General features: G+C 40.0%; 29 protein-coding genes. 22 read left to right on the top strand and 7 right to left on the bottom strand.

Features of this window, described 5'->3' with window-relative positions:
* Positions 1-25: 25 nt before the first annotated feature.
* The 4 genes from ABJF57_RS15640 (at position 26) to ABJF57_RS15655 (ending at position 1916) form a co-directional block, all read left to right on the top strand.
* On the top strand, positions 26-376 hold the full coding sequence (locus ABJF57_RS15640; RefSeq protein WP_462232265.1) for a SnoaL-like domain-containing protein: 351 nt from the start codon (positions 26-28) through the stop codon (positions 374-376).
* Positions 377-408: 32 nt separating this feature from the next.
* Positions 409-780: a hypothetical protein gene (locus tag ABJF57_RS15645; RefSeq protein WP_462232266.1), complete on the top strand. Its 372-nt coding sequence runs from the start codon at positions 409-411 to the stop codon at positions 778-780.
* 12 nt (positions 781-792) lie between these two features.
* Positions 793-1266 carry a YHS domain-containing (seleno)protein gene (locus tag ABJF57_RS15650; protein WP_462232267.1) on the top strand — a complete coding sequence of 158 codons (474 nt, stop codon included), beginning with the start codon at positions 793-795 and terminating at the stop codon, positions 1264-1266.
* A 77-nt stretch (positions 1267-1343) separates the two neighbouring features.
* The gene (locus ABJF57_RS15655; protein ID WP_462232268.1) at positions 1344-1916 is read left to right on the top strand and encodes a uracil-DNA glycosylase family protein; all 573 of its coding nucleotides are present in this window, start codon (positions 1344-1346) and stop codon (positions 1914-1916) included.
* A 60-nt stretch (positions 1917-1976) separates the two neighbouring features.
* Here the strand turns inward: ABJF57_RS15655 and ABJF57_RS15660 are convergent, their stop codons facing one another.
* Entirely contained in the window at positions 1977-2333 is a 357-nt protein-coding gene (locus ABJF57_RS15660; protein WP_462232269.1) for a hypothetical protein, read from the bottom strand.
* Between the two features lie 380 nt (positions 2334-2713).
* Here ABJF57_RS15660 and ABJF57_RS15665 point away from each other — a divergent pair, with 380 nt between their 5' ends.
* The 12 genes from ABJF57_RS15665 (at position 2714) to ABJF57_RS15720 (ending at position 15171) form a co-directional block, all read left to right on the top strand.
* A complete protein-coding gene (locus tag ABJF57_RS15665) occupies positions 2714-3061 on the top strand; it encodes a hypothetical protein (RefSeq protein WP_462232270.1) in 348 nt (115 codons plus the stop codon).
* A 2-nt stretch (positions 3062-3063) separates the two neighbouring features.
* Positions 3064-3441 (top strand): response regulator, encoded by a 378-nt coding sequence (locus tag ABJF57_RS15670; protein ID WP_462232271.1) that lies wholly within the window; start codon positions 3064-3066, stop codon positions 3439-3441.
* Positions 3438-5483: a chemotaxis protein CheA gene (locus ABJF57_RS15675; protein WP_462232272.1), complete on the top strand. Its 2046-nt coding sequence runs from the start codon at positions 3438-3440 to the stop codon at positions 5481-5483. Before ABJF57_RS15670 ends, ABJF57_RS15675 begins: the two co-directional genes overlap by 4 nt.
* A complete protein-coding gene (locus ABJF57_RS15680; RefSeq protein ID WP_462232273.1) occupies positions 5470-5985 on the top strand; it encodes a chemotaxis protein CheW in 516 nt (171 codons plus the stop codon). The genes ABJF57_RS15675 and ABJF57_RS15680 overlap by 14 nt, the downstream gene beginning before the upstream one ends.
* Positions 5986-6007: 22 nt before the next feature.
* A complete protein-coding gene (locus tag ABJF57_RS15685) occupies positions 6008-9073 on the top strand; it encodes a methyl-accepting chemotaxis protein (protein ID WP_462232274.1) in 3066 nt (1021 codons plus the stop codon).
* The gene (locus ABJF57_RS15690; RefSeq protein ID WP_462232275.1) at positions 9054-9929 is read left to right on the top strand and encodes a CheR family methyltransferase; all 876 of its coding nucleotides are present in this window, start codon (positions 9054-9056) and stop codon (positions 9927-9929) included. Before ABJF57_RS15685 ends, ABJF57_RS15690 begins: the two co-directional genes overlap by 20 nt.
* On the top strand, positions 9926-10810 hold the full coding sequence (locus ABJF57_RS15695) for a sensor histidine kinase (RefSeq protein ID WP_462232276.1): 885 nt from the start codon (positions 9926-9928) through the stop codon (positions 10808-10810). The genes ABJF57_RS15690 and ABJF57_RS15695 overlap by 4 nt, the downstream gene beginning before the upstream one ends.
* The gene (locus ABJF57_RS15700) at positions 10810-11337 is read left to right on the top strand and encodes a chemotaxis protein CheD (RefSeq protein WP_462232277.1); all 528 of its coding nucleotides are present in this window, start codon (positions 10810-10812) and stop codon (positions 11335-11337) included. Before ABJF57_RS15695 ends, ABJF57_RS15700 begins: the two co-directional genes overlap by 1 nt.
* The gene (locus tag ABJF57_RS15705) at positions 11337-12413 is read left to right on the top strand and encodes a protein-glutamate methylesterase/protein-glutamine glutaminase (protein ID WP_462232278.1); all 1077 of its coding nucleotides are present in this window, start codon (positions 11337-11339) and stop codon (positions 12411-12413) included. Before ABJF57_RS15700 ends, ABJF57_RS15705 begins: the two co-directional genes overlap by 1 nt.
* A 39-nt stretch (positions 12414-12452) precedes the next feature.
* Complete coding sequence (locus ABJF57_RS15710; RefSeq protein ID WP_462232279.1) at positions 12453-12824, top strand: response regulator; 372 nt, start codon at positions 12453-12455, stop codon at positions 12822-12824.
* A 198-nt stretch (positions 12825-13022) separates the two neighbouring features.
* Positions 13023-14324, top strand: coding sequence for a M20/M25/M40 family metallo-hydrolase (locus ABJF57_RS15715; protein WP_462232280.1), 1302 nt, complete (start codon positions 13023-13025; stop codon positions 14322-14324).
* A gap of 139 nt (positions 14325-14463) precedes the next feature.
* The gene (locus ABJF57_RS15720) at positions 14464-15171 is read left to right on the top strand and encodes a hypothetical protein (RefSeq protein ID WP_462232281.1); all 708 of its coding nucleotides are present in this window, start codon (positions 14464-14466) and stop codon (positions 15169-15171) included.
* Positions 15172-15248: 77 nt separating this feature from the next.
* Here the strand turns inward: ABJF57_RS15720 and ABJF57_RS15725 are convergent, their stop codons facing one another.
* Positions 15249-15935 carry a Crp/Fnr family transcriptional regulator gene (locus ABJF57_RS15725; RefSeq protein WP_462232282.1) on the bottom strand — a complete coding sequence of 229 codons (687 nt, stop codon included), beginning with the start codon at positions 15933-15935 and terminating at the stop codon, positions 15249-15251.
* A gap of 99 nt (positions 15936-16034) precedes the next feature.
* Here ABJF57_RS15725 and ABJF57_RS15730 point away from each other — a divergent pair, with 99 nt between their 5' ends.
* Together ABJF57_RS15730 and ABJF57_RS15735 are read left to right on the top strand one after the other, a co-directional pair.
* Positions 16035-16364, top strand: a complete 330-nt coding sequence (locus ABJF57_RS15730; protein WP_462232283.1) for a hypothetical protein — start codon at positions 16035-16037, stop codon at positions 16362-16364.
* A 119-nt stretch (positions 16365-16483) separates the two neighbouring features.
* The gene (locus ABJF57_RS15735) at positions 16484-18196 is read left to right on the top strand and encodes a SulP family inorganic anion transporter (protein WP_462232284.1); all 1713 of its coding nucleotides are present in this window, start codon (positions 16484-16486) and stop codon (positions 18194-18196) included.
* A gap of 160 nt (positions 18197-18356) precedes the next feature.
* Here ABJF57_RS15735 and ABJF57_RS15740 read toward each other — a convergent pair whose 3' ends face one another.
* The 5 genes from ABJF57_RS15740 to ABJF57_RS15760 form a co-directional block, all read right to left on the bottom strand.
* Complete coding sequence (locus ABJF57_RS15740; protein ID WP_462232285.1) at positions 18357-18734, bottom strand: DUF4345 domain-containing protein; 378 nt, start codon at positions 18732-18734, stop codon at positions 18357-18359.
* Positions 18735-18793: 59 nt separating this feature from the next.
* Positions 18794-19498, bottom strand: a complete 705-nt coding sequence (locus ABJF57_RS15745) for a helix-turn-helix transcriptional regulator (protein ID WP_462232286.1) — start codon at positions 19496-19498, stop codon at positions 18794-18796.
* Between the two features lie 110 nt (positions 19499-19608).
* Positions 19609-19794, bottom strand: a complete 186-nt coding sequence (locus ABJF57_RS15750) for a hypothetical protein (RefSeq protein ID WP_462232287.1) — start codon at positions 19792-19794, stop codon at positions 19609-19611.
* A gap of 2 nt (positions 19795-19796) precedes the next feature.
* Positions 19797-20027 carry a hypothetical protein gene (locus ABJF57_RS15755; protein ID WP_462232288.1) on the bottom strand — a complete coding sequence of 77 codons (231 nt, stop codon included), beginning with the start codon at positions 20025-20027 and terminating at the stop codon, positions 19797-19799.
* Between the two features lie 42 nt (positions 20028-20069).
* Positions 20070-20504, bottom strand: coding sequence for an RrF2 family transcriptional regulator (locus ABJF57_RS15760; protein WP_462232289.1), 435 nt, complete (start codon positions 20502-20504; stop codon positions 20070-20072).
* Positions 20505-20671: 167 nt separating this feature from the next.
* Here ABJF57_RS15760 and ABJF57_RS15765 point away from each other — a divergent pair, with 167 nt between their 5' ends.
* The 4 genes from ABJF57_RS15765 (at position 20672) to ABJF57_RS15780 (ending at position 24307) form a co-directional block, all read left to right on the top strand.
* Positions 20672-21268, top strand: a complete 597-nt coding sequence (locus ABJF57_RS15765; RefSeq protein WP_462232290.1) for an NUDIX hydrolase — start codon at positions 20672-20674, stop codon at positions 21266-21268.
* A 453-nt stretch (positions 21269-21721) separates the two neighbouring features.
* Positions 21722-22951, top strand: coding sequence for a sulfite oxidase (locus ABJF57_RS15770; protein ID WP_462232291.1), 1230 nt, complete (start codon positions 21722-21724; stop codon positions 22949-22951).
* Positions 22951-23406, top strand: coding sequence for a cytochrome C (locus ABJF57_RS15775; protein ID WP_462232292.1), 456 nt, complete (start codon positions 22951-22953; stop codon positions 23404-23406). The genes ABJF57_RS15770 and ABJF57_RS15775 overlap by 1 nt, the downstream gene beginning before the upstream one ends.
* Positions 23393-24307: a sulfurtransferase gene (locus tag ABJF57_RS15780; protein WP_462235961.1), complete on the top strand. Its 915-nt coding sequence runs from the start codon at positions 23393-23395 to the stop codon at positions 24305-24307. The genes ABJF57_RS15775 and ABJF57_RS15780 overlap by 14 nt, the downstream gene beginning before the upstream one ends.
* The last annotated feature ends 1 nt before the right edge of the window (position 24308 follow it).

Raw genomic sequence — 24308 nt, forward strand, 5'->3', positions numbered from 1 at the left:
TTTGTGAAAACAAAAATTAACAAAAATGGAACTAAGAGAACACGTACAACAGATAGACGAACTGGTATCACAAGGTGATATGGTTGGTGCTATAAATCAATTTTTTTCAGAAGATGCGCAAACATCTGACTATGCCAATGTAACAACCACTGGGAAATCTCAGATGATAGAGAAGATGAGTGGATTTCTTGAAGCTATCGAGAAGGTAAATGGCATTGAGCACCATCGCACCATGGTTGATGGGGATGCTTCCGCTTCAGAATTCACTTTTGATTTTAACATGAAAGACGGCAGCAAGATTTACTGGCATGAAATCATTCGTAGAATTTGGAGTGAGGGCAAAGTAATCCAGGAGCAATACTTCGACGCAAATTGAAAAAGACAACAAAATATTAAAAACAATAGATTATGAGATTTGTAACTAAGCAAATACATGCGTACCTGGATTACCCAGTAGCAATCGCACTAGTAGCACTTCCATTCGTTCTGAAATTGGGAGAAACTAACTCATCAGCTCTTTACCTGTCAGTAGCTACAGGAGTGGCTGCTTTCATTCTGACACTCTTGACAGACCACCAGCTTGGGGTCTTTCGAGTGATCTCTTACAAGCTACACTTAGCAGTAGATTTTGCTGTAGCCCTTGTGTTTATACTCGCCCCTTTCATTTTCTCATTTGAAGGGCTGGATGCCTACTACTATTGGATCAATGGAGCGGCAGTTTTAACTGTGGTGAGTTTGCATAAATCAGAGCCTGCGGAACAACAAAATCAAGACTTTTAAAAACAAAAAATCATGAAAAAAATAAATAAAATAGCATTCGCATTTTTAGTGACCATCTTAAGCACGATGACTTATGGTCAAGACAAACAGAAATACAACATTGACAATAGCAACATTGCTTTGCAAGGATATAGCGCCGTTTCCTATTTGGATTTAGGACTCGCACAAAAGGGTTCACAACAGTACAAGTCTGAATACGATAAAGTGATCTATTACTTTACTTCTGAGGAACAGAAGCAGGCTTTTGAAAAGAACCCGGAAAAGTACTTGCCTCAGTATGGTGGGTATTGTGCTTTTGGTACATATGCCGGCGCTAAGTTCAGAGTGGATCCGAACAAGTTTCTTGTGAAGGAAGGAAAATATTTTCTTTTCTTAAACAACCTGGAATTGGATGCGCAGCAGCTATGGTTAGCTGAAAAAGATCATAAGAGATTGGTGAAAAAAGCCGATGAAAACTGGAATAAGCTAAGTACTACCTATAATTAATGTAATATGGGAGGCAGGTTTTACAATCTGCCTCTGTTTTTTGCTTACTAAATCAATTACACGCATAAGTCAGTCCCATGGAAGAGCTCTTAAGTGAAATAAAAAAATGCACGATCTGTATTGATAAGCTGGAACTGGGAGCTAACCCCGTCTTGGCAGCCCATCCAAAAAGCAGAATAGCGATTATTGGACAAGCACCAGGATCGATTGTTCATAAATCAGGTATTCCGTGGGATGATAAGAGCGGGGAACGCCTGCGAGACTGGTTGGCTATTGACAATTCCTTGTTTTACAATCCAGAGAAAATTGCGCTGATCCCGATGGGATTTTGCTATCCAGGGAAAGGAAAAACAGGAGACTTACCACCAACACCCGAATGCGCCCCCCAATGGCACAACATGTTATTCAATGAGATGAACGACCTTAAATTAGTTATTTTGATCGGAACCTACGCTCAGTCATATTATCTGAAAGAAAGAAGAAAGAAAACGCTCACTGAAACAGTGAAGAACTATGCAGAATACTTGCCTGATTTTTTTGTCTTACCCCATCCTTCCCCAAGAAATAATATTTGGATCAAGAAAAACCAATGGTTTGAAAAAGAGCTAGTTCCTGAATTAAAAAGACAGGTGAATAAGGTGCTGGAATAGGTATGAAGCTATTCATTCCGCGCTCATAACACATCCTTAGCCTATGGAATTGAAATACAATTAAGAGGCTAAATATTCCTTCGCTTCCTCTACTGTGTCAAAGGTTGAAATATCCGTGTTTGTAAAGAGCTTGTACCCCCTCAGAAGTAACTTTTTTGCACCTTTAATGCCCACTACAGCACGTTTTCGGGACTTACCTTTGAATACGGTTTTACCATAATGCTTCATTTTCTCCATTACCTCTGGATCATTAAAAGCGTCCCTTACATCCAGTAGGAGGTAAATTTCTTTCTCAGATTCTTTGTACGCTTTTACCCAGTCATTGAGTGTATCCATGACAGGATCCTTCTTTTTCAGATTGCTAAAATCTACATAAAGGATTTCTCGGTTTTTATGATTGATGGTAGATACAGGCATAGTCGCAAAATTAATTTTTTTTGTATAAAACGGGAGGAATGAAATAGAGAGAAATGAATTCCTTGATACTTTTGAGGTTGCATTCAAAAAGGCTTAATCTTATGAGCTATACATGCGACTTATTACATGCACTTTTTTCGCAAAAATCATCCACCTAGAAGTAACGCTGTACCCCCTATAATATTCGTCTTTGGAATTTTGGGTTTCACCGAGGTGAATCCATGATTGAAATAAAAACCCCGAAAGCATATTATCAATTGATAATTTTTTTCCATATCTTGGTTAAGTCTTTAAGACACACCTTATCCACACCCAATCGCACACTGATCGTGCGCCTAGCTTGAGAACCTAGGCGATTAACCGTACCAACCATTATTACGATGACAGAACCTAACAAAGATCTGATTGGAAGAAATGTGCGCGTCCTATTCCAATCCTCAAAGCGAAAAAAGGTCAACAAGATCTTTATAACTATCGAAGGAAAAGTTGTTATAAACGAGATTCGTGATATTCAGCGAACGATTCTACCGACTTTTGATATATACGATTCCCTATCCATTACGCTCAAGAATATTACTGAAATTGATGTTTCAGGCATTCAGCTACTTCACTATATAAGCCAGTTTGCCAAGAATGTAAGTATAGACTCTTACTTCTCAGAAAAAGACAGGCAGTTAGTTTCACTTTCAGGATTTTCCGAGTTTTTACACAAACCTAAATTGGCCTGAAGATGGAGACAGAAGTAAATGTGCTTGTGGTAGATGACTCTGAAAGTATCAGAGAGGTGGTTTCTGCAGAACTATCTGATCAAGGGTTTTACACAGAAGAAGCGATCAATGGAGTCGATGGTCTGGATAAGTTGAAATCAAATAAAAATTATCAATTGATAATAACGGATTTGAATATGCCAGAGATGGATGGTATTTCCTTTCTGACCGAGGTAAGAAAACTAGAGGAGTACAAATACATTCCAATTCTTATTCTAACAACGGAATCTCAACAAGCAAAGAAAAATGAGGCTCGAGCTGCAGGTGCCACAGGGTGGATCATCAAGCCCTTTGACCAAAGACGGCTCATTTCTGTAGTACACAAAGTTATTAAATCATGAATAACGCACTAAAAGCATACATCATTGAGGTAAAGGAATTGCTGGCTGAACTTGAATCGGCACTTCTGATTCTGGAAAACAACCCTAATGATAAATCTTGCATAGAAAACGTATTTAGAGTGATGCATACCCTCAAGGGTAATAGTAGCATGTTTGGTTTCGATGTTATATCAGAGACGGTGCATGAGCTGGAAACTATTTATGACAATGTGAGGACAGGGAAAGTGCAGCTGGGACAGAGGTTGCTCAATTGTACCCTGGAGGCACTGGATCACCTTCGAAAAGTCGTTGAAGATCCTGATTTAGCAGTAAAGTCCAATAGCGTCAACCATGAGAGAATCTCCAATGAAATAAAAAAACTTATCGAGTCAGACGACCTTGAGCGATTGGAAATTGAGATGAATGACCTTCCTCAAGATGCCGTGACTTACTATGTTTTGTTTCAGCCATCCGTCGATTTTTTCGATGATGGATCAAATCCATTAATTCTCATAGAAGAACTGGTAAATCTCGGAGATATACTCAGTGTTCCACATTTCAAATCGATCGAATCCTTCTCGGATATGGATCCGGTTAAAAACTATACTTATTGGGAAATCTATATAGAGACAAGCGTCTCTAAAAAGGAAATTCAAGACGTATTTGTCTTTGCAGAATTCAATTCGGAGATTGAAATCATCGAGCTTTTTTATACGGGCTTAGTAAAGGATGCTACTTTCCGTGAGCAGGTAGAGCAATTTAAACATGAGGATAAAAGGATTGGGTCGGGCGACCTGCTGACCATTGCTCAGTCGGTAGGAATTCCAGCAATTCCGGAAGTGCCTAAAACAGAAGACAATCAGGAAACTGTAATAAAAAGCAATTCAATATCAAGTATCCGAGTAGGCTCTGACAAACTGGACGAGCTCATGAACCTTGTGAGTGAGCTAATTACAACACAGGCTGGACTCACATTACATGCCAACATGCTTGGCGATATGAAACTTGAGGAAATCGCAGAAAATATAGAGAAGCTATCCAGAAGATTAAGAGATGTTTCTTTCGGAATGACACTCATACCAGTGAATAGCCTCTTCAATCGATTCCAACGAATGATAAGGGATACTGCAAAGAAATTGGATAAAGAAATTTCTTTCAAGTCTGAGGGCGGTGAGACTGAGTTAGATAAATCCATCATTGAGTCATTATCAGATCCCCTGATGCACATCCTTAGAAACAGCATAGATCATGGAATTGAAACTCCAGCCGTACGAACTGAGCTAGGAAAACCTAAAAAGGGAAAATTGACCATCAAGTCGTACTATTCAGGGGTTTTCGTGTATATCCAGGTGATAGATGACGGGAGAGGAATAGACACTGCCGCAATTCGCGCAAAAGCAATTGAGAAGGAAATCATTACAGAGGGAGATGAGCTGGATGAAAAGCAACTCATTGATTTGATCTTTCATCCCGGTTTCTCCACATCAAAGGACGTATCCGATGTTTCAGGTAGAGGCGTAGGCATGGATGTGGTAAGAAAGGATATTGAAGACATGCGGGGAACCGTTTCAGTTTCTTCCGTTGATGGTAAAGGAACCAAAATCACCATAAAGCTACCGTTGACGCTATCGGTGATCGATGGATTATTGGTAGAAATAGATCAGGATAAATACGTGGTTCCTCTTTCGGTTGTCTCAAAATGCTACGAAGTGATGCAAGAGGAACTTGACAACAACTTCAACGATCTCCTTGTGCTAGATGGCGAGCAAGTCCCATTCATCAATCTAAGGTCGCAATTTGGGTACTCGGCATTCGAAAAGACGTTCACTCAAATTATTGTGATAAACAATGAAGATAGAAAAGTAGGTATCAGCGTGGATAACATCATCGGGGAATATCAAGCAGTAGTTAAAACTGTAGGGAAGTATTATAAAAATCAACCATTTGTTTCTGGAGCTACCATTCTTGGAGACGGAACTATTGCACTGATCTTGGATACAAGCAAGCTTATAGAGATGTATCGAGATCAAAAATTAAATGAATATGACAATGCAATCAACTAATACAGACGAGGCTTTGGTAGAGGATGTAGGTATTGAAACCTTTCAATCCTTTGTATCATTTCAACTAGACGAGGAACTCTTCGCTATTCCGGTGATGCGAGTGATTGAAATTCTGGAGGTTCCAAAAATCACCAAAATACCAAAATCACCTGCCTTCCTCCGAGGCGTAATTAACCTAAGGGGGAGTGTGCTCCCGGTTATAGATAGCCGGATCAAGTTTGGAATGGAGACGACAGAATTTACAGTGGATACCAGTATTCTGGTAGTGACTGTAAAGTTGAATGACGAGGAGATAAAGGTAGGTACCATCGTAGATTCAGTTCTTGAAGTCTTCGAATTAGACCAAGAACAAATTCAACCATCCCCAACATTGGGTTCAAAATACCAATCAGATTTCATTGATGGAATGATTAAGGAAAAAGAGCAATTTATGATGCTCGTGAATATAGATAAGGTGTTTTCGACTGAAGAAGTAGAAAGCCTTAAAGAACAAAATCAATAAAACCAACCACTAAAGATTAACCATGAAAACCAATAATAAAACTTTAGCCATAGTCGCAGGGATTGTACTGGCAGCCCTCTTCACGCTATGTGCACTTACGCTTGAATTACAACATTTGATAGTAGGAGGGATTGGAGTAACCCTCACCACATCTCTTGTAGTCCTATTCATCAAATCCGAGCATGCAAAAAAAGAGACCATGGCAGATTTCAGCGGTCAAATAGCCGCCATTAGTAAGTCCAACGCCGTGGTAGAATTTAACATGGACGGAACGATAATCAGAGCCAACCACATCTTTCTCAACACCATGGAGTACAGTGAGCAAGAAATTGAAAACAGGCATCACCGAATGTTTTGTGAACCGGCATACATCCAGAGTGCGGATTATCAAGATTTCTGGGACAGACTGAATAAAGGAGAATTCATCGCTGAAACATTTAAGAGACTCACAAAAAGTGGCAAAGAAGTCTATTTACAAGCCACTTATAATCCAATAAGAGGACTCAATGGCAAGCCGTTCAAAGTGGTGAAATATGCTACAAATGTCTCATCAGATAAAATAAGAAATAGTGATTTCAAAGGTCAGCTAGAGGCAATCAATAAGTCCAATGCAGTGATTGAATTCAACATGGATGGTACCATTATCTATGCCAATGATAATTTCTTAAATACAGTAGGGTATAGTATGGGAGAATTGAAGGATAACCACCATCGAATGCTTTGTGAACCTTCATATGCCGGGAGTTTGGAATACAAACAATTTTGGGATAGACTCAACCGGGGTGAGTTTATAGCTGAATCGTTTAAAAGAGTTACCAAATCAGGCGAGGAAATTTATCTGCAAGCCGTTTACAATCCGGTAAAAGATGCTGAAGGTAACCCATATAAGGTAGTGAAAATCGCCACAGATATAACAGAGGAAAAAATGAAGTCCATGGATTTTTCAGGGCAACTGGAGGCGATAGATAGATCCAATGCGGTAATCGAATTCAACATGGATGGCACAATCATCACGGCTAATACTAATTTCTTAAAGACCGTTGAGTACAGCTTGGAAGAGATTCAAGGCCAGCATCATAAAATTTTCTGTGATGCCAATTATTCCAGCAGTGCAGCATACAAAATGTTCTGGGATACCTTAAACAGAGGAGAATTCACATCTGAAACATTTAAGAGAATAACGAAAACAGGACGTGAAATTTATCTGCAAGCTACCTACAACCCAATAAGAGATTTGGAGGGGAAACCCTACAAAGTAGTCAAGTTTGCCGCTGATGTGACAGAAGAAAAAATGAAGGCCACAGATTTTGCCGGTCAGCTGGAGGCCATAGGGAAGTCAAATGCGGTTATTGAGTTTAATATGGATGGCACAGTGCTTAAAGCCAACGATATTTTCTTACAAACAGTGGAATATTCATTCGATGAAATAAAAGGCAATCATCACCGAATGTTCTGCGAAACTCAATACGCGAATAGTTCTGAATATCGAATGTTTTGGGAAAGGCTAAACCAGGGAGAATTTGTGTCGGAGACCTTTAAGCGAATTACTAAAACAGGTAGAGAGATTTACCTTCAGGCTACCTACAATCCGATCAAGAATCTGGAAGGTAAGCCTTACAAAGTAGTCAAGTTTGCATTAGATGTCACGGAAGATAAAGTTCGCTCTGCTGATTTTTCAGGACAATTGGATGCGATCAACAAATCAAATGCAGTAATTGAATTCAACATGGATGGTACTGTGAGGTGGGCAAATGAAAATTTCCTTGACACAGTCAAATACAAGCTTGATGAAATTGAAGGCAAGCATCATCGCATTTTTTGTGAACCGGGATATTCTAGCAGCGCCGAATACAAACTGTTTTGGGATCGATTAAATCGTGGAGAATTCATTACTGAAACATTCAAAAGAGTGGATAAGAATGGGGAGGAAATCTTCCTGCAGGCTACTTACAATCCAATTAAAGATTTGAATGGAGTCCCATATAAGGTTGTGAAATTTGCCATTGACGTGACGCAGCAACGAAAAGCTAATGCAGCGACGCAAGAAGCAGCAAATGAGGTGAGTAGAGTAATCAATGCCTTGGATGAAGGCGATCTGACGCAAAGATATTCTGTTGAGTCAGCAGGTGAGCTGGGTAGAATGGGTGAAAGTTTAAATAAAGCCTTGCTGAAGCTTAGCAATTTAATAAGCACCATAATTTCATCCGCATCCAGCCTTGGATCAGCCAGTAGTCAAATGTCTGGATCTTCGCAAGAGATGTCGCAGGCATCTACCGAACAAGCAAGCTCGGTGGAAGAAATCTCATCTTCCATGGAGCAGATGTTGGCGAACATCCAGCAAAACAATAACAATGCGCAGGAGACGGAAAAAATTGCTTCAAAAGCAGCAACAGAAATTGTCGAGAGCAATGAAGCCGTAGATCAAACCGTAACGTCTATGAAAATGATCGCAGATAAAATATCGATCATTGGAGAAATCACGCGCCAAACCAACTTGTTGGCACTGAATGCAGCCGTTGAAGCTGCGCGAGCTGGTGAGCATGGCAAAGGCTTTGCTGTAGTAGCCGCGGAGGTTAGGAAGTTGGCTGAAAGAAGCCAGGTGGCAGCTTCAGAGATCAATAAGGTTTCTTTTGAAAGCGTGGATATCGCTCAGAAATCAGGCGATTTTCTTAGAAATGTTGTGCCAAATATTCAGAAAACATCAGACTTGGTACAAGAAATATCAGCTGCTAGCATTGAGCAAAACTCAGGAGCAGAACAGGTAAATTCAGCGGTTCAACAGCTCAATCAGATTGTACAGCAAAATGCTTCAACAGCGGAAGAATTGGCTTCCAGCGCCGAAGAGCTCGGCGCACAAGCGGACATGCTGAGAGAGGCTGTTTCTTTCTTTAAAGTGGAAGAGGTAGAGGAAGAAATAATACCTGTGCCTAAAAAGAAAGATATTCCTGCATTCCATTCCAATGGAAATAATGGCGCTAATGGAAATCATAAGAAGCCTCATAAGAATGGAAAGAAGAAAACAAAAAGAGAAGTAGAGATCGTTTTGGACTCAAATGATGGTTTAGATAGTGGATACGAAAGATTCTAATCTGTACGTGATACCCCAAAAATCAGGTGTTATTAAGATTGGAGATAGAGAGTTTTCAAAACTAAGCTCTTTCATAAATACCAATTACGGAATCAAGTTACCTGATGTCAAACGGACGATGCTCCAGGCACGATTGCAGAAGAGACTGAAAGAAAACAATCTCTCATCCTTCAAAGACTATTGTGATCTGGTCTTTTCCGATAAAGGTGAGCAAACAGAAATTGTCCATATGATTGATATGGTATCCACCAACAAAACAGATTTTTTCAGGGAATCAAGTCACTTCGATTTTATGAAATCAACCATACTCCCCGCCTTTAGTCAAAAGGGTAAAGGAATCTTGAAAGTATGGAGTGCTGCCTGCTCGAGTGGAGAGGAAGTCTATACAATTGGCATGGTCATTAGCGAATTTATTCGCAGCAAACCTGGCTTTGATTATGCGACGCTGGGATCTGACATTTCACAACAAATGCTTCAGCGATCCAGTACAGCAGTCTATTCCATGAAGAGCGTGGAGATGCTACCAATGGAGTTAAAAAAGAGGTACTTATTGAAGAAGAAGGCAGCCGTGGACCCTGATGTCCGCATCGTTCCTGAATTGAGGAGTAAAGTACAATTTCAAAGAGTAAACTTGATGTCTGAGTCGTATCAAGTCCCTGCTGATTTTGATATCATCTTTTGCCGAAATGTCTTGATCTACTTTGAACGGGAAGTTCAGGAATTAGTCATTTGGAAATTGCTAAAGCACCTCAAGCCCGGTGGCTACTTATTTTTAGGTCATTCAGAGTCGATCATGGGAATGAACCTTCCGATCAACCAAATAAAACCAACCATCTATCAAAAAAGAAGCTTATGAAACCTAACCTAAAAAGCGTAGACCCTTTCAGTACGATCATTACACGCTTGGGGCTCAGAAATGATAAAGTAAGTGAGGAACAGCGAAAAGTGATCAAGGAACTTGCCACGTCAAACCAGAAGTTGCTCGACGCTGAACGGATGAAGTCCAATTTTCTGTCGAATATCAGAAATGAAATCAATAATCCAATTACCTCCGTTTTGGAGCTATCTAAGCGAATTACCGAAGGTACGCTGGACGAGAAGCAAACAAGAAAATATGCTGACCTAATCTATTCTGAGGCATTCAATCTGGATTGTCAAATGCGCAATATCATTGCAGCGGCTGAAATAGAATCCGGAGAGCTTGGAATCTCATTGGCAAGAATCAGCGTCTACTCCATCATTTTCGACACATTAAATTGCTTTAAACACCTGATAGCAAAAAAGAACCTCCGCCTTGAGGTAAACAATTCAGCAGAAGATAGCTTTTGCACAGATCCTGAAAAACTGGAATTGATTTTAAGAAATCTCATCGCAAATGCCATTGAGTTCAACAATGATTCAGCATCAATTGGTATAGATGTAAAACAAGTAGATGATCAGCTCATTGTTAGTATTTCTGATAACGGAATAGGAATAGATGAAGAAAAAAGAAATTACATCTACAACAGGTTTCAGCAATTGGAGGAAGGTGTCACAAAACCTCACAAAGGCCAAGGGCTAGGGCTTTCCTTAGTGAAATCTTTATTGGACTTGCTCGGGGGAACCCTTGAAGCTGAAACCAACAGTGGAGGAGGAAGTGTTTTTACGGTTTCTATTCCACAAAGTAATTCCCAAGGGCCACTGTCATCAGACAGCAATGGTTTTCTGTTTGATTCGGAAAATGAAATTGCCTTTTGATGCCAACGTTAGATCCAGACATACCAGATCACTACCTTTTCCCTTGTGCATTATTTGCAAACAGGCAGCCTCATGTTGTAAATACGATTTTAGGTTCTTGCATCTCGGTGTGTCTCTATGATACCAAGTTGAAAGTGGGGGGGATCAATCATTTCATGTTACCATTCTGGAATGGTGATGGGCTTGCGTCACCCAAATACGGAAATATTGCGGTTCAAAAACTTATGGAGCGAATGGTAGCTCTAGGTAGCTCTAAACCAAACATCATAGCAAAGGTATTTGGAGGCGCCAATCAGATGCAGAGTTCTTTGAGTGTCGGGGAAAGGAATAGGGAGATAGCCATGGAGCAATTGGAACTGGTGAACATAAAAGTAGTTGCAGAGAGCACGGGAGGATTTAAAGGAAGAAAAATCCAATTTCATACAGGCACTGGAGAAGTGCTTATGAAATTTTTGGTAAGTCAAGATTCCAATAAAGTACCAGAGTTAGACCATGTTGATAATCTAATTCGAAACAAAGCCATTTGATGATGAAAAAAATTAAGGTGCTTATAATAGATGACTCAGCTTTAGTAAGACAAACGATAAGCGCCATTCTGGAGTCGGATTCACGAATAGAAGTTTCGGGTGTGGCGTCAGATCCTTATGTAGCTGTGAAAAAGATCAAGGAAAACCTTCCGGATGTAATTACCCTTGATATTGAAATGCCAAAAATGGATGGCCTTACTTTTTTGCGGAAGCTGATGTCGCAGCATCCCATACCCGTTCTTGTTATTTCCACGTTGACGGAGAAAGGAACCGCCTCCGCGATTCAGGCATTGGAGCACGGTGCAGTGGAAGTCATCTCCAAACCCAAAATCAACACAAAGGAATACCTAGAATCTGCCAGAAAAGAGTTGTGCAGAATGGTAGTAGAAGTGTCACACGCCAACGTGTCTCGAAAGGTAGATCGGTTGATACCTACTTCTAAATTGACGGCAGACGCAGTGATAACTAAGCGTTCTTCCAGGAGTATGATCAGAACAACCGATAAGGTCATTGCCGTAGGTGCGTCTACTGGTGGAACAGAAGCTATTAAGGATTTTTTAATGGCACTACCAATCGACTGCCCGGGAGTAGTGATCGTTCAGCACATGCCCGAAATGTTTACGCGACAGTTTGCCAAGCGCTTGAATGATCTTTCTAACCTCACCATTAAGGAAGCCAAAGACAATGATCATGTACTTCGAGGACAAGTACTTATTGCTCCGGGGAATTATCATTTGCTTTTGAATAGAAGTGGTGCAAACTACTACGTGCAAGTGCAAGAAGGGCCCGTTGTGAATCGGCACAGACCTTCTGTCGATGTACTGTTCAGATCAGTAGCTAAATATGCTGGCAAAAATGCCATAGGCATCATTATGACAGGAATGGGAGACGATGGAGCAAGCGGACTATTGGAAATGAGGGAGGCAGGAGCGCACACCATCGCGCAAGACGAAAAGTCTTGTGTGGTCTTTGGTATGCCCGCAGCAGCCATTAAAATGGGTGCGGCGGAAAGAGTATTACCCCTGGATAGAATAGCTCATGCCATTCGAGAAAATGAAGAAATTATTAACACATAAGATAGATTTTAAACTTTACGATAACCACAATATACGATCATGAAAAATAGAGTTTTAATAGTAGATGATTCAATATACATGCGACTAACAATCAAGACGGCTCTGGAAAAAGCTGGTTACGAAGTAGTAGGAGAAGCTGCGAATGGAGAATCAGCTATTGAGATGGCATTGGATTTGAAGCCAGACTTAATTACGCTTGATAATGTATTACCCGATATGTTTGGAAAAGAGCTTTTAAAAATCCTCACCGAAGAGGAGCTTGAGACGCACATCCTTATGGTAAGCGCGGTAGGTCAGGATTCTGTTGTCAAAGAAGAGCTGTCCCTGGGAGCTATGGACTATATCGTCAAACCTTTTGATGAAGACCAGTTAATCAATGCAGTAAATAACATTATGCATCATGAAGTTTGATATGTTGATGGCATATCAAGAACAATAGTTAAGAGGACAGCTATTGCTACATAGCAGTCAAGACTTTTTGATGTGCTCTATCTCGGCTAACCTCGCGACAAATCGATTATTTCTGGTGACAAGTCATGATTTGATGCACAAGGATAAAGTAGATTGCATAGCAGAATCCACAAAAATTCAACCATAAATTAGTCCGCTTTGAAATACTTGATCTTACTCATACCGATATTGTTTCTCTCCAACAATGCACAGTCGCAGGAAAAAGAGAAACTAAAAAAAGCCGATGTAGCAAAGGAGTTTTCGAAAGAAGTAGCCTTACTTTTGAAAGACCCAAAGATTATGCAAGCCTTTGATTTTATCGATGAGAATGATGAGGCCTTGATGACAACTTTGATGAGCCTCACGGAGATACCAGCTCCACCATTTGGTGAGATGACTAGAGCAAAGGCATTCAGGGAGCTTTTGGAAAAAGCAGGAGCTGACAGCACCTGGATAGATGAGGGGGGCAATGTGATTGCGCTGAGAAAAGGTAAAAAATCCAGCAAAATGGTGGCACTTGATGCTCACCTGGATACGGTATTCCCTCTGGACACGGATGTAAATGTTGTGCGCAAGGGAGATACGTTGTACGCTCCAGGAGTTGGGGATGATACCCGTGGACTCGCGATGGTCTATCAGGTTTTGAAAGCCATGAATGAAGCACAAATTGAAACAGCAAGTGATTTGGTATTCATTGGAACGGTGGGTGAAGAAGGATTGGGTGATTTACGAGGAGTTAAGCATTTATTCAGTGATAAAAGCGATTTGAAGATCGATTCCTGGATAGGCATAGATGGAGGGTCAGTGGGCCGTGTGAATTATAAAGCGCTTGGCTCCATTCGATACAGGGCGAAGTTTAGTGGGCCTGGAGGGCATTCCTGGGGCGCCTTTGGATTGGCCAACCCCCATCATGCATTGGCAAAAGCAATTGATTACTTCGCAATAGCAGCTAGTGAGTACGTCGCAGAGGGGCCAAAAACATCCTTCAACATTGGCCGAATAGGAGGTGGGACATCTGTAAATTCCATTCCTTTTGAATCTTGGTTTGAAGTAGATATTCGATCACTTGATCCATTAAGGATTCGAGCCATGGACAGCCTTTTCAAGGCCAATATGCAAAGAGCAGTTAAAGACTACAACCAGTCAGGAGTAGAAGATGAAGTGGTGTTGGACTTGGAATTGATTGGAGATAGGCCATCAGGAGCTCTTTCCAGAGATTTACCTTTGATACAGCGATCAATAGCTGCCACCATACTATTGGGTGCTCGATTGCGCGAAACAACGGGTTCTACCAATGGCAACATTCCAATTTCACTGGGTGTACCGTCTGTCACATTGGGCAGGGGAGGCCAAGGAAAGAATGCGCATTCATTGGATGAATGGTGGGCCAATATTGACGGTGTGCGAGCAATTAAATTGGCGCTTCTGATCACAGTTGCTGAGTCTGGACTAGCAAAGTGACTTTATGTTATTTGTGTGCTAGGGAGAAAATCATAAATCAAATTTCTGTTGAGCTAGCTTTTGAAAAACAGCAGCGTCTGAAGCCTCAGAATACTATTTGCTATCTTACTACTCAGCTAGAACTGGAGCATATGATGAAATGAAGATTTTCAGGAAAGTAAGGAATGCGCTAATCAAAGAAGGAAAATTGAAAAAATACCTACTGTATGCCGTCGGAGAAATTTCACTTGTTATGATAGGCATCCTTTTGGCTTTTCAAGTCAATGATTGGAATATGCAACGCCTTAAGAATAAAGCAGCACGTGTTACCTACGCCAATATTATGCGTCAAATCAATGAAGATAAGAGCCTGATCCTTGGCAATATTGAGTACAACAATCGCTACATGACTGAATATCTTTTCGCAATAGAAATTATTGAAAACAATGACCGAAAGAATATAGATACCCTGGGATACGCTGCATTAAACCTCACTAAGTATTCTGATGTCAATAGAAATAGTAATATTTATCAAACTCTGTTAAACAGTGGAGAGTTGAGTCTGCTCTCTAATGATGAAATTATTGAAGGAATCCAGAGATTAGAAGAGACGTATTCATACATGAACAGAATGGAGAAAATCCACTTGGATGTAATCCTTATGTCAGTTGCTAAGGAGTTACATTCTGTAATGAAATATTCAGACAGAACTGTTCAAAAACCTGAAGCCATATATGGATACGCATTTCAGAATTACTTTATTACTATGGTTAACCTGATGAAAGAAAAGGAGCAGGTTTATGTGAGAGCAATCAGAGAAATTGATATGATTACAATGCAAATCGAAGAAGAGTTAGAAACAGATTAGTTTTTTAGAGATTTAGCGACATAAACTCATTGTTTATTTTCCCTTATTGACAGACTATCCGACCAACCCGAAAAGAACTACGTATACTGCGAACTTGCGATTTTCAATAGTTTGTCACGATCCTGTATTTTGATGATCTTGTTGTTTACCTCTATCAGATTTTCCTCCTTAAATTCTTTGAGTAATCTTCCAAGACTCTCCCGTGCGGTTCCAACAATGTTTGCCAGGTCTTCTCTGGGCAGCAGAATTTCTCCATCTTGTTCAGCATACTTTCCCTTTAAAATCAATAAGTAAAGCGCTAATCGCTCCCTTAGAGGCTTTTGCGCAAGTATTGTTATGGTATTCACCAATACGCCAAATTCGTGACTCATATTTTGAATAAGCAACTGATTTAAGTTCTGGATTCTCTTCAGCAGAATGTCAAAATTGGTCTTGCTGACAAATTTGATTTCACACGCTTCCAATGCCTCACAGGAATCTTCATATTGCTCATTGCAAAGGAGGGCATGATAGCCAAGTAAATCACCTGCCTTGTAGACATAGAATATCTGATCTTTTCCATCCAGTCCAGTCTTATAGATTTTCGCACGCCCACTTTCTATCAAAAAAACCCCGGTAGGGATTCCGCTCTCATAGAAAATAAGTTTCCCCTTCTTAAACGATAAGGGCTCTGCGTGTTCAAAGAACAGCTTTCTATCCTGTGCCAAGAGAGACGATAATATTTTATCGCTTTCAAACTCAAATTTTTCAATGTTTACTTTCACTTGAATGGTGATTTAGGTGAAAGTAAAATGTAACATTTATCACATTTTAACAATACTAATGTTCTATTTTTTGATTTTTATCCAATGTTTTTTTGCCCTGTGATTCGCAATAAATTCTTATTGATCCTTACTTCATTGTTCCTCCTGGGAGCCATGACCTTCATTGATACAAGGCACTATTACCTTGAAAGTGAAGAGCTTGTTGAAAGTAGAGAAGCTGAGCGCGAAGAACTGAAGGAAGGCGCGGAAGGAAAAGATTGGATGAAATGGGTGCATGGAGGATTTGATTTCTATGCGAAAAATCAATCTTTCCGATTCCCACCACTCACTCACTTCCACGGTCAAACAAATGCCCCAAAAAACATCTTTTTTAATAAAAAGGAGCTACCCCTTTTTCTCAAATATTGCTGCCTAAAGCTGAATCTTTAATCTTTTTTATTCTTTCACTCGAATCCAATTCCGGATTCGCTAAGTCCTGATTTTCTCAGGCATAAATCTCAATATCCCACATGATTGAGCACATATGCTCGATCCCAAAAAAGAATAAGATGATAAAAGAACGTCTAAACGAATCCATAAAAAACATTAAAAGAGATGCACTTGCCGGAACTGTAGCAGGTGTGATGGCTGTACCCTTGACTGTAGGCATATGTCTCATGTCTGATTACCCGATCATGACAGGTTTGTATACCGTCATTTTTGCAGGTGTGATCAGTTTCATTACCTATTCATTTAAGCCTGGCAATTACACTGGAATGCCTGGTGTTGCTGCTGGTTTAGCACCAGCACTCGCTCTCGGAGTTCATACTTTCGGGATCGATAATATGCCATTCGTGATTCTACTCACAGCATTGTTTCAAGCGGTGGTATGGAAATACAAACTAGAACGCTACATACTCAGGATAGTCCCTCATTATCTAGTGGAGGGTCTTCTGGCAGGGGTTGGACTCAAGATAGCCTTGAAGTTTATTCCATTTCTGTATGATGTAGCGCATGAAACTTCTACGTGGCTGAATTTTGAGCGTGAAGTGATTATTGCGCTCAGTTTAGTGTCCTTCGTGTCTTTCGTACTGCTGTACAAGTACTATAAGAAGAAGATGCCTGCTCTCCCTTATTTTGTCATCATGGCTACAAGCTTTGTCTTAAGCTTCTTCATGCCATTGCCTATGATCTCCATTGATTCTGTTCCTTTCCAGCTTGTTTTGCCTCTGCCACATTTTGCAGATTTAAACGAACAAGAAACCTTTTTCCTCATCTTAAAAATGATCGGTTTTGCAATGATGCTTGGAACCATCGATGTGATAGAACAGGTGATGAGTAATGTCGCCATTGAGAAGATGGATCCACTCCAAAGAAAAGCGGACTCCAACAATAGCCTGCTGGCCATATGGATTGCGAATATGGGAGCGACTTTCTTCGGTGGGATGACCAATCTCGATGGGTTAGCAAAAAGCACAACAAATACAGTTGCTGGTGCTGTTACCAAGCTCTCGAATGTATTTACCTCATTGGTAATTCTGTTGGTTGTTTTATTTCCGATCATCCTTGAGCATACACCAGAGTATGCATTGGGTATTATCATGGTTTATTCTGGCTGGAAGATGATTGCCAATATTGCCCATGTAAGATCCGAAGGTCGATATGCACTTATAATGGCTGGGATATGTGGCTTCCTGGTGTTTGAATTGGGAATTTTTGAAGGACTCTTACTTCTTCTATTGGCACATGCCATCATTCAGTTTGTATTTATGAAGAGGACAGGTAAGTCAACTCAGGAAATAATCGCGCTTTTTAGAGACACCTTTAAACCGGATACAGATAAAGCGGCAATGGAAAGAGAGGACATGATTGCTGAACCCAGTGTGCCTATTTTAGATAAGTGGGTTACGGCGGTAAATAGTCATGACATTAATGCACTGATGCAAGTATATAGCGATGAAGCCATGATGATTCCTGCATTTTCTACCCGTATCAGGAGAAATAAAGATCAAATCAAAGATTTATACAGAGATCTGTTTGAGAAACACAACCTGACAGTGGCTCCCTATCAAGTAATCAGTCAAAAGGTCGATGGTGTCAAAATAGATAGTGGTCAGTATAAGATAAAATGGAAATCAGGAGGATTTCAGGAAACCAATGACTTAAGGTTTTCATTTGTAATAAAGGATGGAAAGATAATGAGCCATCATTCGAGTATCGAGCCTGGTGATGATGTTTCTGTTTCTCACCCGGAAGCTTATGACGAAAGCTACATTGAGTAAATAAGGTATGATTTAAGAAAATAATGAAGTCAAACCCCTGATACTATTTGTATAAGGGGTTTTTGTAAACTTCCATGTGCTTCATTTCGAACATTGATCTAAAATTCTTTACTACCTGGTAATCAAATACCTTCAAGAACCTACATTTCGCGATATGGGTTTATTGAAAAATACAGTAAACGTTTAGCGATCCAAGAACAAGTTCGAAGATCAAACCTTGGATTAACTGCTTGTTTGGCTTCCCATCAATCCCAATGCTAAATATTCTTCCTATCGCAAATCCAATGAAAACCAAACTAGCTACAACAAATGAAGAATCGGTCAGGGCAGGCATTGCCATCCCGAGCAAAATGATTATCCCGGAACAAAGCATTAAAGAACTAGCACCTCTGATTTCATTTAATAAATTGACATTCCTTTCGAGTGTTATTCCTGAATTTTTTGCGTAGGTTTTGATAGGACTCGTTAATCTCATTAGACCAACAAATGATAATAGAAGACCCGATAACCCGAGGGTGATAAGTTTGATGATTTCCATTTTATACGTTTTTAATTGATAATAACGCAAAGCTAAAATGACGTTGTGACAGAGGTGTGTCAGGGGTATTCTTGATTTTTCACATATTTCTCAAAATACTCTTTAATCGTCATATCATGTGGTGTGAAAGTCTCATTGAGTGTACGTATGTTTTCTATATAATCTATTCTGAACACTCTAAAATCCTTTCTGAGTCGACAAAAGGCAATGAGTAGAAAGTTGCCATGAATGCTATAGAGCGCGAATGGTTCTATTAGTCGAGTGGTAAGCTCTTCCTGTGAGGAAATGTACTCGATGTGCAAGACTTGAAAATGGATAATTGCAGCTTGTATCTGCATCAAGTTGTTGCTAGTTTTCTCTTTTGCTTGGTGATCGCTGAAGTAGATTCTTTCTGTCAATAGATCAGCATTGCCCTTCTGAGAATACTTCAAAATGGCTTTTATCTTTTCTACAGCGCTTGAGACGTTTTCACTCAATGATTGATCCTTGTTTCTAATTGCCAACTGTTCGATTGTTATTAGGGCGTTGGCCTCATCTTCGGTGAATAAGACAGGGGGGAGGTGATAGCCTTCCATGATAGAATAACCCTTTCCTTCCTCAGTAATGATTGGAATACCTGATTGTTCAAGCGTTCGGATGTCACGATATATGGTGCGCACGCTTACGCTATGCTTTTCTGCCAGATAGGTGGCAGTTACGATCCGTTTGGATTGAAGCTGAGTTATAATAGCCGTTAATCTCGACAGTCTTGGTTTTTCTTCCATTTTCACTTCCGACCATTAGGGCGTTGGAGCTGTTCTATTCAAAGTAATATAAAAATATGGAAGAGAATAGACTCGAAATCAGTTGACATGCACCATTATGATAAATGAATTTATTTGCTAGCAAGATGAATGAGGATTGTGATCCAGCCAATAGAACACAGAGAAGCAAATACAATGAGTCCATTTGCCCAGTGATGCAAACCAGATGCATAGCTAACTGCTATCGTAAGTATTGCCGCCACTACCATTAGATAGGTAAACATCCAGAAAACGCGTGCTTTTGTTACCTCTTTCATGACTATTTGATTTTGAATTCTGAAAAAATAGTAGCTAAAATCAAGTTGGCACCGATAAGCTTAAATGCCACCAGGAACCATACGCCCAAGTTGTTCAAAAAGGTGTTGCCAGTGCCACCCACTTGTTCCAGGAGATAATGGATATAGATGGATATGGCAATCAAAGGGAGGTTTACTACTACCAGCCAAAAGGTGATAGTGTTCTTCGAAAGGGACTGTTCTGTAGTTTTCATGATTAATTCAGATAGAAATATCCGAGTTATGGTTAAAAAAAATTATCTGTTCAAAAAAGCCAAACCTCCGTTCACATCGTTCGACATTTCCACGAGGCTTGTTTCGGATAATATCTTGGTTAAATCATTTCTTACACCAATGAAGCGATGGTGAATAGGACAGGGTTTGCTGGCGTTACACTCTTTTAGTCCAAGTCCACAACCCACAAATAGTTGATCTCCGTCAATTGTTTTCACAATATCTATCAGCTTTATTTTCCGCATTTCGTCTTCCCGAATCTCGAACCCGCCGTGGGCTCCCATGACGGAATGGATGAGTTTGCTTCGTGAAAGCTGTTGAAGAATCTTGGCAGTGAATTGCTCAGGAGAGTCGATGTTCGCTGAAATCTCCTTGAGGTTTGTTCGCTGACCTTTCGCGGATTTGGTCGCGATTGAGATCATAGCCTTTAGTCCGTATTCACATGCTTTACTAAACATAATGTAAGTATTGATAATGCAATGTTAAGCATATTTTTTTATCTCGGACAAATTTATCTGAGATAATTCTATCAGAGTTATGATTCAATTTTTTAATGAGAGATTATTTGCACCTAATTTCTTAAGCTATATCTAATTAAATTTATGTCACTCCAAAATCGAGGCCTATGAGGATTATCATCACATGTTTAATAGGGTTATTTGTATTCAATGCAAGTGCTCAGGACGACAAGCTTGTTGCTGCGGGAGTGCTTCCCTATACAGTCATTGACGATACTGTGTACTTATTGCTGGGCTATGATGAAGATAAACCAGGGTGGACAGATTTTGGTGGTGGCAGAGAAATGGTTGGAAGTTTGGATAATGAAACGAGACTGGAAACGCCTCAGGAAATTGCAGTGAGGGAGTTTTTTGAAGAATGTAGGATGGTTTATGGAAAGGAAGAGATTGACGATAACTTTAGACCAGATGCCTATATAGCTGCAGCGAATGGGATTTATGTAAGCTATGTGGTTAATATCCCTTACAAATCACGGCAAGAGATAAGACAAGCCATGATTCCACTCGATGATAAGTTTATCATCTTTAGAGAAAAATCGGATTTTTTGTGGATCACACTGGATGAGCTCAAGTCAGTTATCCGTTCAGGAAGCAACCGGCTTCCCAATTCACCAAATCAAGGGATTATTTACAAGCATTTTTACAACACTTTGAAAGTAGTGCTGCAGGACGACCAAATGGATTATCTATTTGTGAAAGAGTAGGAGGGATTACTCATACGCCCTTGCATGTGGAATATGCAAAAAAGCTATATTTCACAGCATAATTTCGTGGCATAAAAGGATCAATAATTAATTACCTTGAGGTCTTGCAAAACGAGTGATTTGTTGACTAGGAGTATGTTACTTTCTTCTTTCTTTAATCATCTTCTTTATTTTCTGTCTATAAAGTGCATTCTCCCCCAATATTGTTTTTCTGAAGTAACTCTATTAAGTAAGCGGCAAGAACACTCCCCAAAATATACATTGCTTAATGAGACAAGGTCTCCTTTACGAGATAGTTGGGAAGAAAACGCTATTCTGTAGGTTTCAAGTTGATAAGTACTTTAAAAAATAGGGGATCAGCATCTTATAGTCTTAGACTTTTCATAAAGAACCAATGTAACATTTGTTACAACTGTGTAAGGTTAGCTAAGGTATCTTGGCTAGATTAACACTATGGGTTTGAAAGAAAATAGAAGAGAATTCATCAAGAAAAGTGTTCTTGCGACCCTGTCTGCATCGCTTGGAACTAATATTGTTTTCGGAAAGCTTATACCAGACGGATATACTCCTCTGTTCTTCGAGCAGGATGATTTCTACAAACGCTTTGATAAGGATAAAAGCATGGTCATTTTAAATGATCGACCTTGGAACGCTGAGGCTCAAGCGCACATTTTGGATGATAAAGTAACGCCAGCTTCCAGGATGTTCGTCAGAAATAATGGACTCATCCCACAAAATATAGATGCCAATCAATGGGCATTAACGATTGATGGAGAATCAGTGGTTGGCAAAAGAACATATACACTTGATGATCTTAAGAAATTCCCTAAACAAACCTATCAACTTACGCTTGAGTGTGGTGGCAATGGTCGAAGTGAGTTTGACCCTCCTGCAAAAGGCAATCAATGGACTATTGGAGCTGTTTCATGTGCGGAATGGAGCGGAGTAAGGCTTAAAGATTTGTTAGATGATGTCGGATTAAAAAATGATGCGGTGTATGTTGGTTATTATGGTAAAGACACACATCTCAGTGGTGATCCAAGTAAGAATCCTATTTCCAGAGGAGTTCCAATTTCGAAAGCTATAATGGATGAAACTTTGGTTGCTTACGAGATGAATGGAGAAGCTATTCCTCTAGTACATGGTTTTCCTTTACGGTTGGTGGCTGGTGGCTGGCCAGCTTCTGTTTCGGGTAAGTGGATCGATAGACTAAGTGTTCGGAATAAAGTTCATGATGGTGCAAAAATGGGAGGAAGTTCTTATCGAATTCCTTGCGAGACGGTAGAGCCTGGCACTAAGGTGCTTGATGAAAATATGTGCATCATTGAATCAATGCCCATTAAATCAGTGATCACATATCCTAAGTCTGGTGCTCTTTTGAATCAGGGTCAAAGTTTACGATTAAGAGGCCATGCATGGGCTGGTGAATTAAAGGTTAAAGATGTAGAATACTCGATTGACTTTGGTGCGACATGGAATCCATGCATACTTCAAAACCCAGTAAACAGACTGGCTTGGCAACATTGGAATGCTAAGATAAATTTTCCAGAAAAGGGATACTATGAAGTCTGGGCCCGAGCAACTGATGAAAATGGAACTTCACAACCTATGATTCTTCCAGGATGGAATCCGAAAGGCTATCTGAATAATGCATGCCATAGAATTGCAGTAAAAGTTACCTGATGGACGACAAGAAATTAAATAAAGTCCTGAGTCAAATAACCTTTTTAGTACGAACAATAGTTGTTACTCTCACGCTTTTGGTGACTCTAACTATTCTTTTAGCAAGTGGTGCGCTTGATACTCTTCTACCAAGAAATGATCTTGATGTTAAAGAATCAAAAACACAGGAAATAGTTGATGGAATTCATATTGAAACAGGTCTGATAGATTCACCTGGTCTTCAACTTGTAATTCAGAACTGTACAAACTGCCATTCTTCAAAGCTCATCTCTCAGAACAGAATGAATCTGGCCGGTTGGTCAAGCACGATAAAGTGGATGCAAGAGACACAAAATCTATGGGATTTGGGTGATAATGAAGCAGTCATTTTAGAGTACTTAGCATCCAACTATGCTCCAAAGAAAAAGGGGAGAAGAGCAAATCTAGAAAACATAGAATGGTATGAGCTTGAATAAAAATGTATTCGGAATAGTTTTAATGACCATAGTTCTTCTCAACTGTAAAGACGCATCAAAGTCGGAGCACACAAGGATAAACAAGTACGTCATTGAAGTGGAAGAGCTAGTGGAGATTATTCATAGTGATTCAGTCACAATTCTGGATCTTAGAAAGCCGGATCAATTCATCACTAACCACATTCCAAACTCCATTAATATTTGGAGGAACGAATTACAAAGCGATTCCTTCCCTTATCAGGGTATGTTAGGTGAGAAGCATCTGCTAGAATCTGTGTTTGGATCAAAAGGGATAGCAACGGGTCAATTTTTGGTAATGTATGACGATAATGGATCTTGTGAAGCAACAAGACTTTGGTGGATGCTCCACTATTATGGCTACGAAAAAATGGCAATTCTCAACGGAGGTATTAGCGCTTGGCAAGGGGTGGATTCACTAACGATGAAAGTCAGTCACTCTACTAAATGCACTTTCAAACTCCCTAATATCAATAGATCAGAGACCTTAATAAACGTAGAAGACCTTTTCAATCTTAAGGACTCATTGACCCTTATTGATACTAGAACCAAATCTGAGTTTACTGGTGAGATATTGAAACAGGGGGCAATACTCAAAGGTCGTATCCCAGGAAGCAATCATATAGATTGGATGAACACAGTTGATCCGGTTACGAATAAGTTCAGGTCAATTAGTGAGCTAGATTCTATTTATAAAGGAGTTGTGGATTCAGAGAACTCCAGGGTTGTAACCTATTGCCATTCTGGTGTCCGTTCATCACACACATTTTTTATTCTATCAGAACTTTTGGGCTATAAAGATGTCCGAAATTTCGATGGTTCTTGGGTGGAATGGACATACCATAATTTGCCGGTTGAAGTTGACACTGAATTAATACAATAAT

The organism is Ekhidna sp., from assembly GCF_039940915.1.
Taxonomy (GTDB): Bacteria; Bacteroidota; Bacteroidia; order Cytophagales; family Cyclobacteriaceae; genus Ekhidna.

Bases quoted from the DNA above. Each gene is read 5' to 3' on its own strand.
- ABJF57_RS15640 (WP_462232265.1), top strand. From the start codon at position 26: ATGGAACTAAGAGAACACGTACAACAGATAGACGAACTGGTATCACAA.
- ABJF57_RS15645 (WP_462232266.1), top strand. From the start codon at position 409: ATGAGATTTGTAACTAAGCAAATACATGCGTACCTGGATTACCCAGTA.
- ABJF57_RS15650 (WP_462232267.1), top strand. From the start codon at position 793: ATGAAAAAAATAAATAAAATAGCATTCGCATTTTTAGTGACCATCTTA.
- ABJF57_RS15655 (WP_462232268.1), top strand. From the start codon at position 1,344: ATGGAAGAGCTCTTAAGTGAAATAAAAAAATGCACGATCTGTATTGAT.
- ABJF57_RS15660 (WP_462232269.1), bottom strand. From the start codon at position 2,333: ATGCCTGTATCTACCATCAATCATAAAAACCGAGAAATCCTTTATGTA.
- ABJF57_RS15665 (WP_462232270.1), top strand. From the start codon at position 2,714: ATGACAGAACCTAACAAAGATCTGATTGGAAGAAATGTGCGCGTCCTA.
- ABJF57_RS15670 (WP_462232271.1), top strand. From the start codon at position 3,064: ATGGAGACAGAAGTAAATGTGCTTGTGGTAGATGACTCTGAAAGTATC.
- ABJF57_RS15675 (WP_462232272.1), top strand. From the start codon at position 3,438: ATGAATAACGCACTAAAAGCATACATCATTGAGGTAAAGGAATTGCTG.
- ABJF57_RS15680 (WP_462232273.1), top strand. From the start codon at position 5,470: ATGCAATCAACTAATACAGACGAGGCTTTGGTAGAGGATGTAGGTATT.
- ABJF57_RS15685 (WP_462232274.1), top strand. From the start codon at position 6,008: ATGAAAACCAATAATAAAACTTTAGCCATAGTCGCAGGGATTGTACTG.
- ABJF57_RS15695 (WP_462232276.1), top strand. From the start codon at position 9,926: ATGAAACCTAACCTAAAAAGCGTAGACCCTTTCAGTACGATCATTACA.
- ABJF57_RS15700 (WP_462232277.1), top strand. From the start codon at position 10,810: ATGCCAACGTTAGATCCAGACATACCAGATCACTACCTTTTCCCTTGT.
- ABJF57_RS15705 (WP_462232278.1), top strand. From the start codon at position 11,337: ATGATGAAAAAAATTAAGGTGCTTATAATAGATGACTCAGCTTTAGTA.
- ABJF57_RS15710 (WP_462232279.1), top strand. From the start codon at position 12,453: ATGAAAAATAGAGTTTTAATAGTAGATGATTCAATATACATGCGACTA.
- ABJF57_RS15720 (WP_462232281.1), top strand. From the start codon at position 14,464: ATGAAGATTTTCAGGAAAGTAAGGAATGCGCTAATCAAAGAAGGAAAA.
- ABJF57_RS15735 (WP_462232284.1), top strand. From the start codon at position 16,484: ATGATAAAAGAACGTCTAAACGAATCCATAAAAAACATTAAAAGAGAT.
- ABJF57_RS15740 (WP_462232285.1), bottom strand. From the start codon at position 18,734: ATGGAAATCATCAAACTTATCACCCTCGGGTTATCGGGTCTTCTATTA.
- ABJF57_RS15745 (WP_462232286.1), bottom strand. From the start codon at position 19,498: ATGGAAGAAAAACCAAGACTGTCGAGATTAACGGCTATTATAACTCAG.
- ABJF57_RS15750 (WP_462232287.1), bottom strand. From the start codon at position 19,794: ATGAAAGAGGTAACAAAAGCACGCGTTTTCTGGATGTTTACCTATCTA.
- ABJF57_RS15755 (WP_462232288.1), bottom strand. From the start codon at position 20,027: ATGAAAACTACAGAACAGTCCCTTTCGAAGAACACTATCACCTTTTGG.
- ABJF57_RS15760 (WP_462232289.1), bottom strand. From the start codon at position 20,504: ATGTTTAGTAAAGCATGTGAATACGGACTAAAGGCTATGATCTCAATC.
- ABJF57_RS15765 (WP_462232290.1), top strand. From the start codon at position 20,672: ATGAGGATTATCATCACATGTTTAATAGGGTTATTTGTATTCAATGCA.
- ABJF57_RS15770 (WP_462232291.1), top strand. From the start codon at position 21,722: ATGGGTTTGAAAGAAAATAGAAGAGAATTCATCAAGAAAAGTGTTCTT.
- ABJF57_RS15775 (WP_462232292.1), top strand. From the start codon at position 22,951: ATGGACGACAAGAAATTAAATAAAGTCCTGAGTCAAATAACCTTTTTA.
- ABJF57_RS15780 (WP_462235961.1), top strand. From the start codon at position 23,393: ATGAGCTTGAATAAAAATGTATTCGGAATAGTTTTAATGACCATAGTT.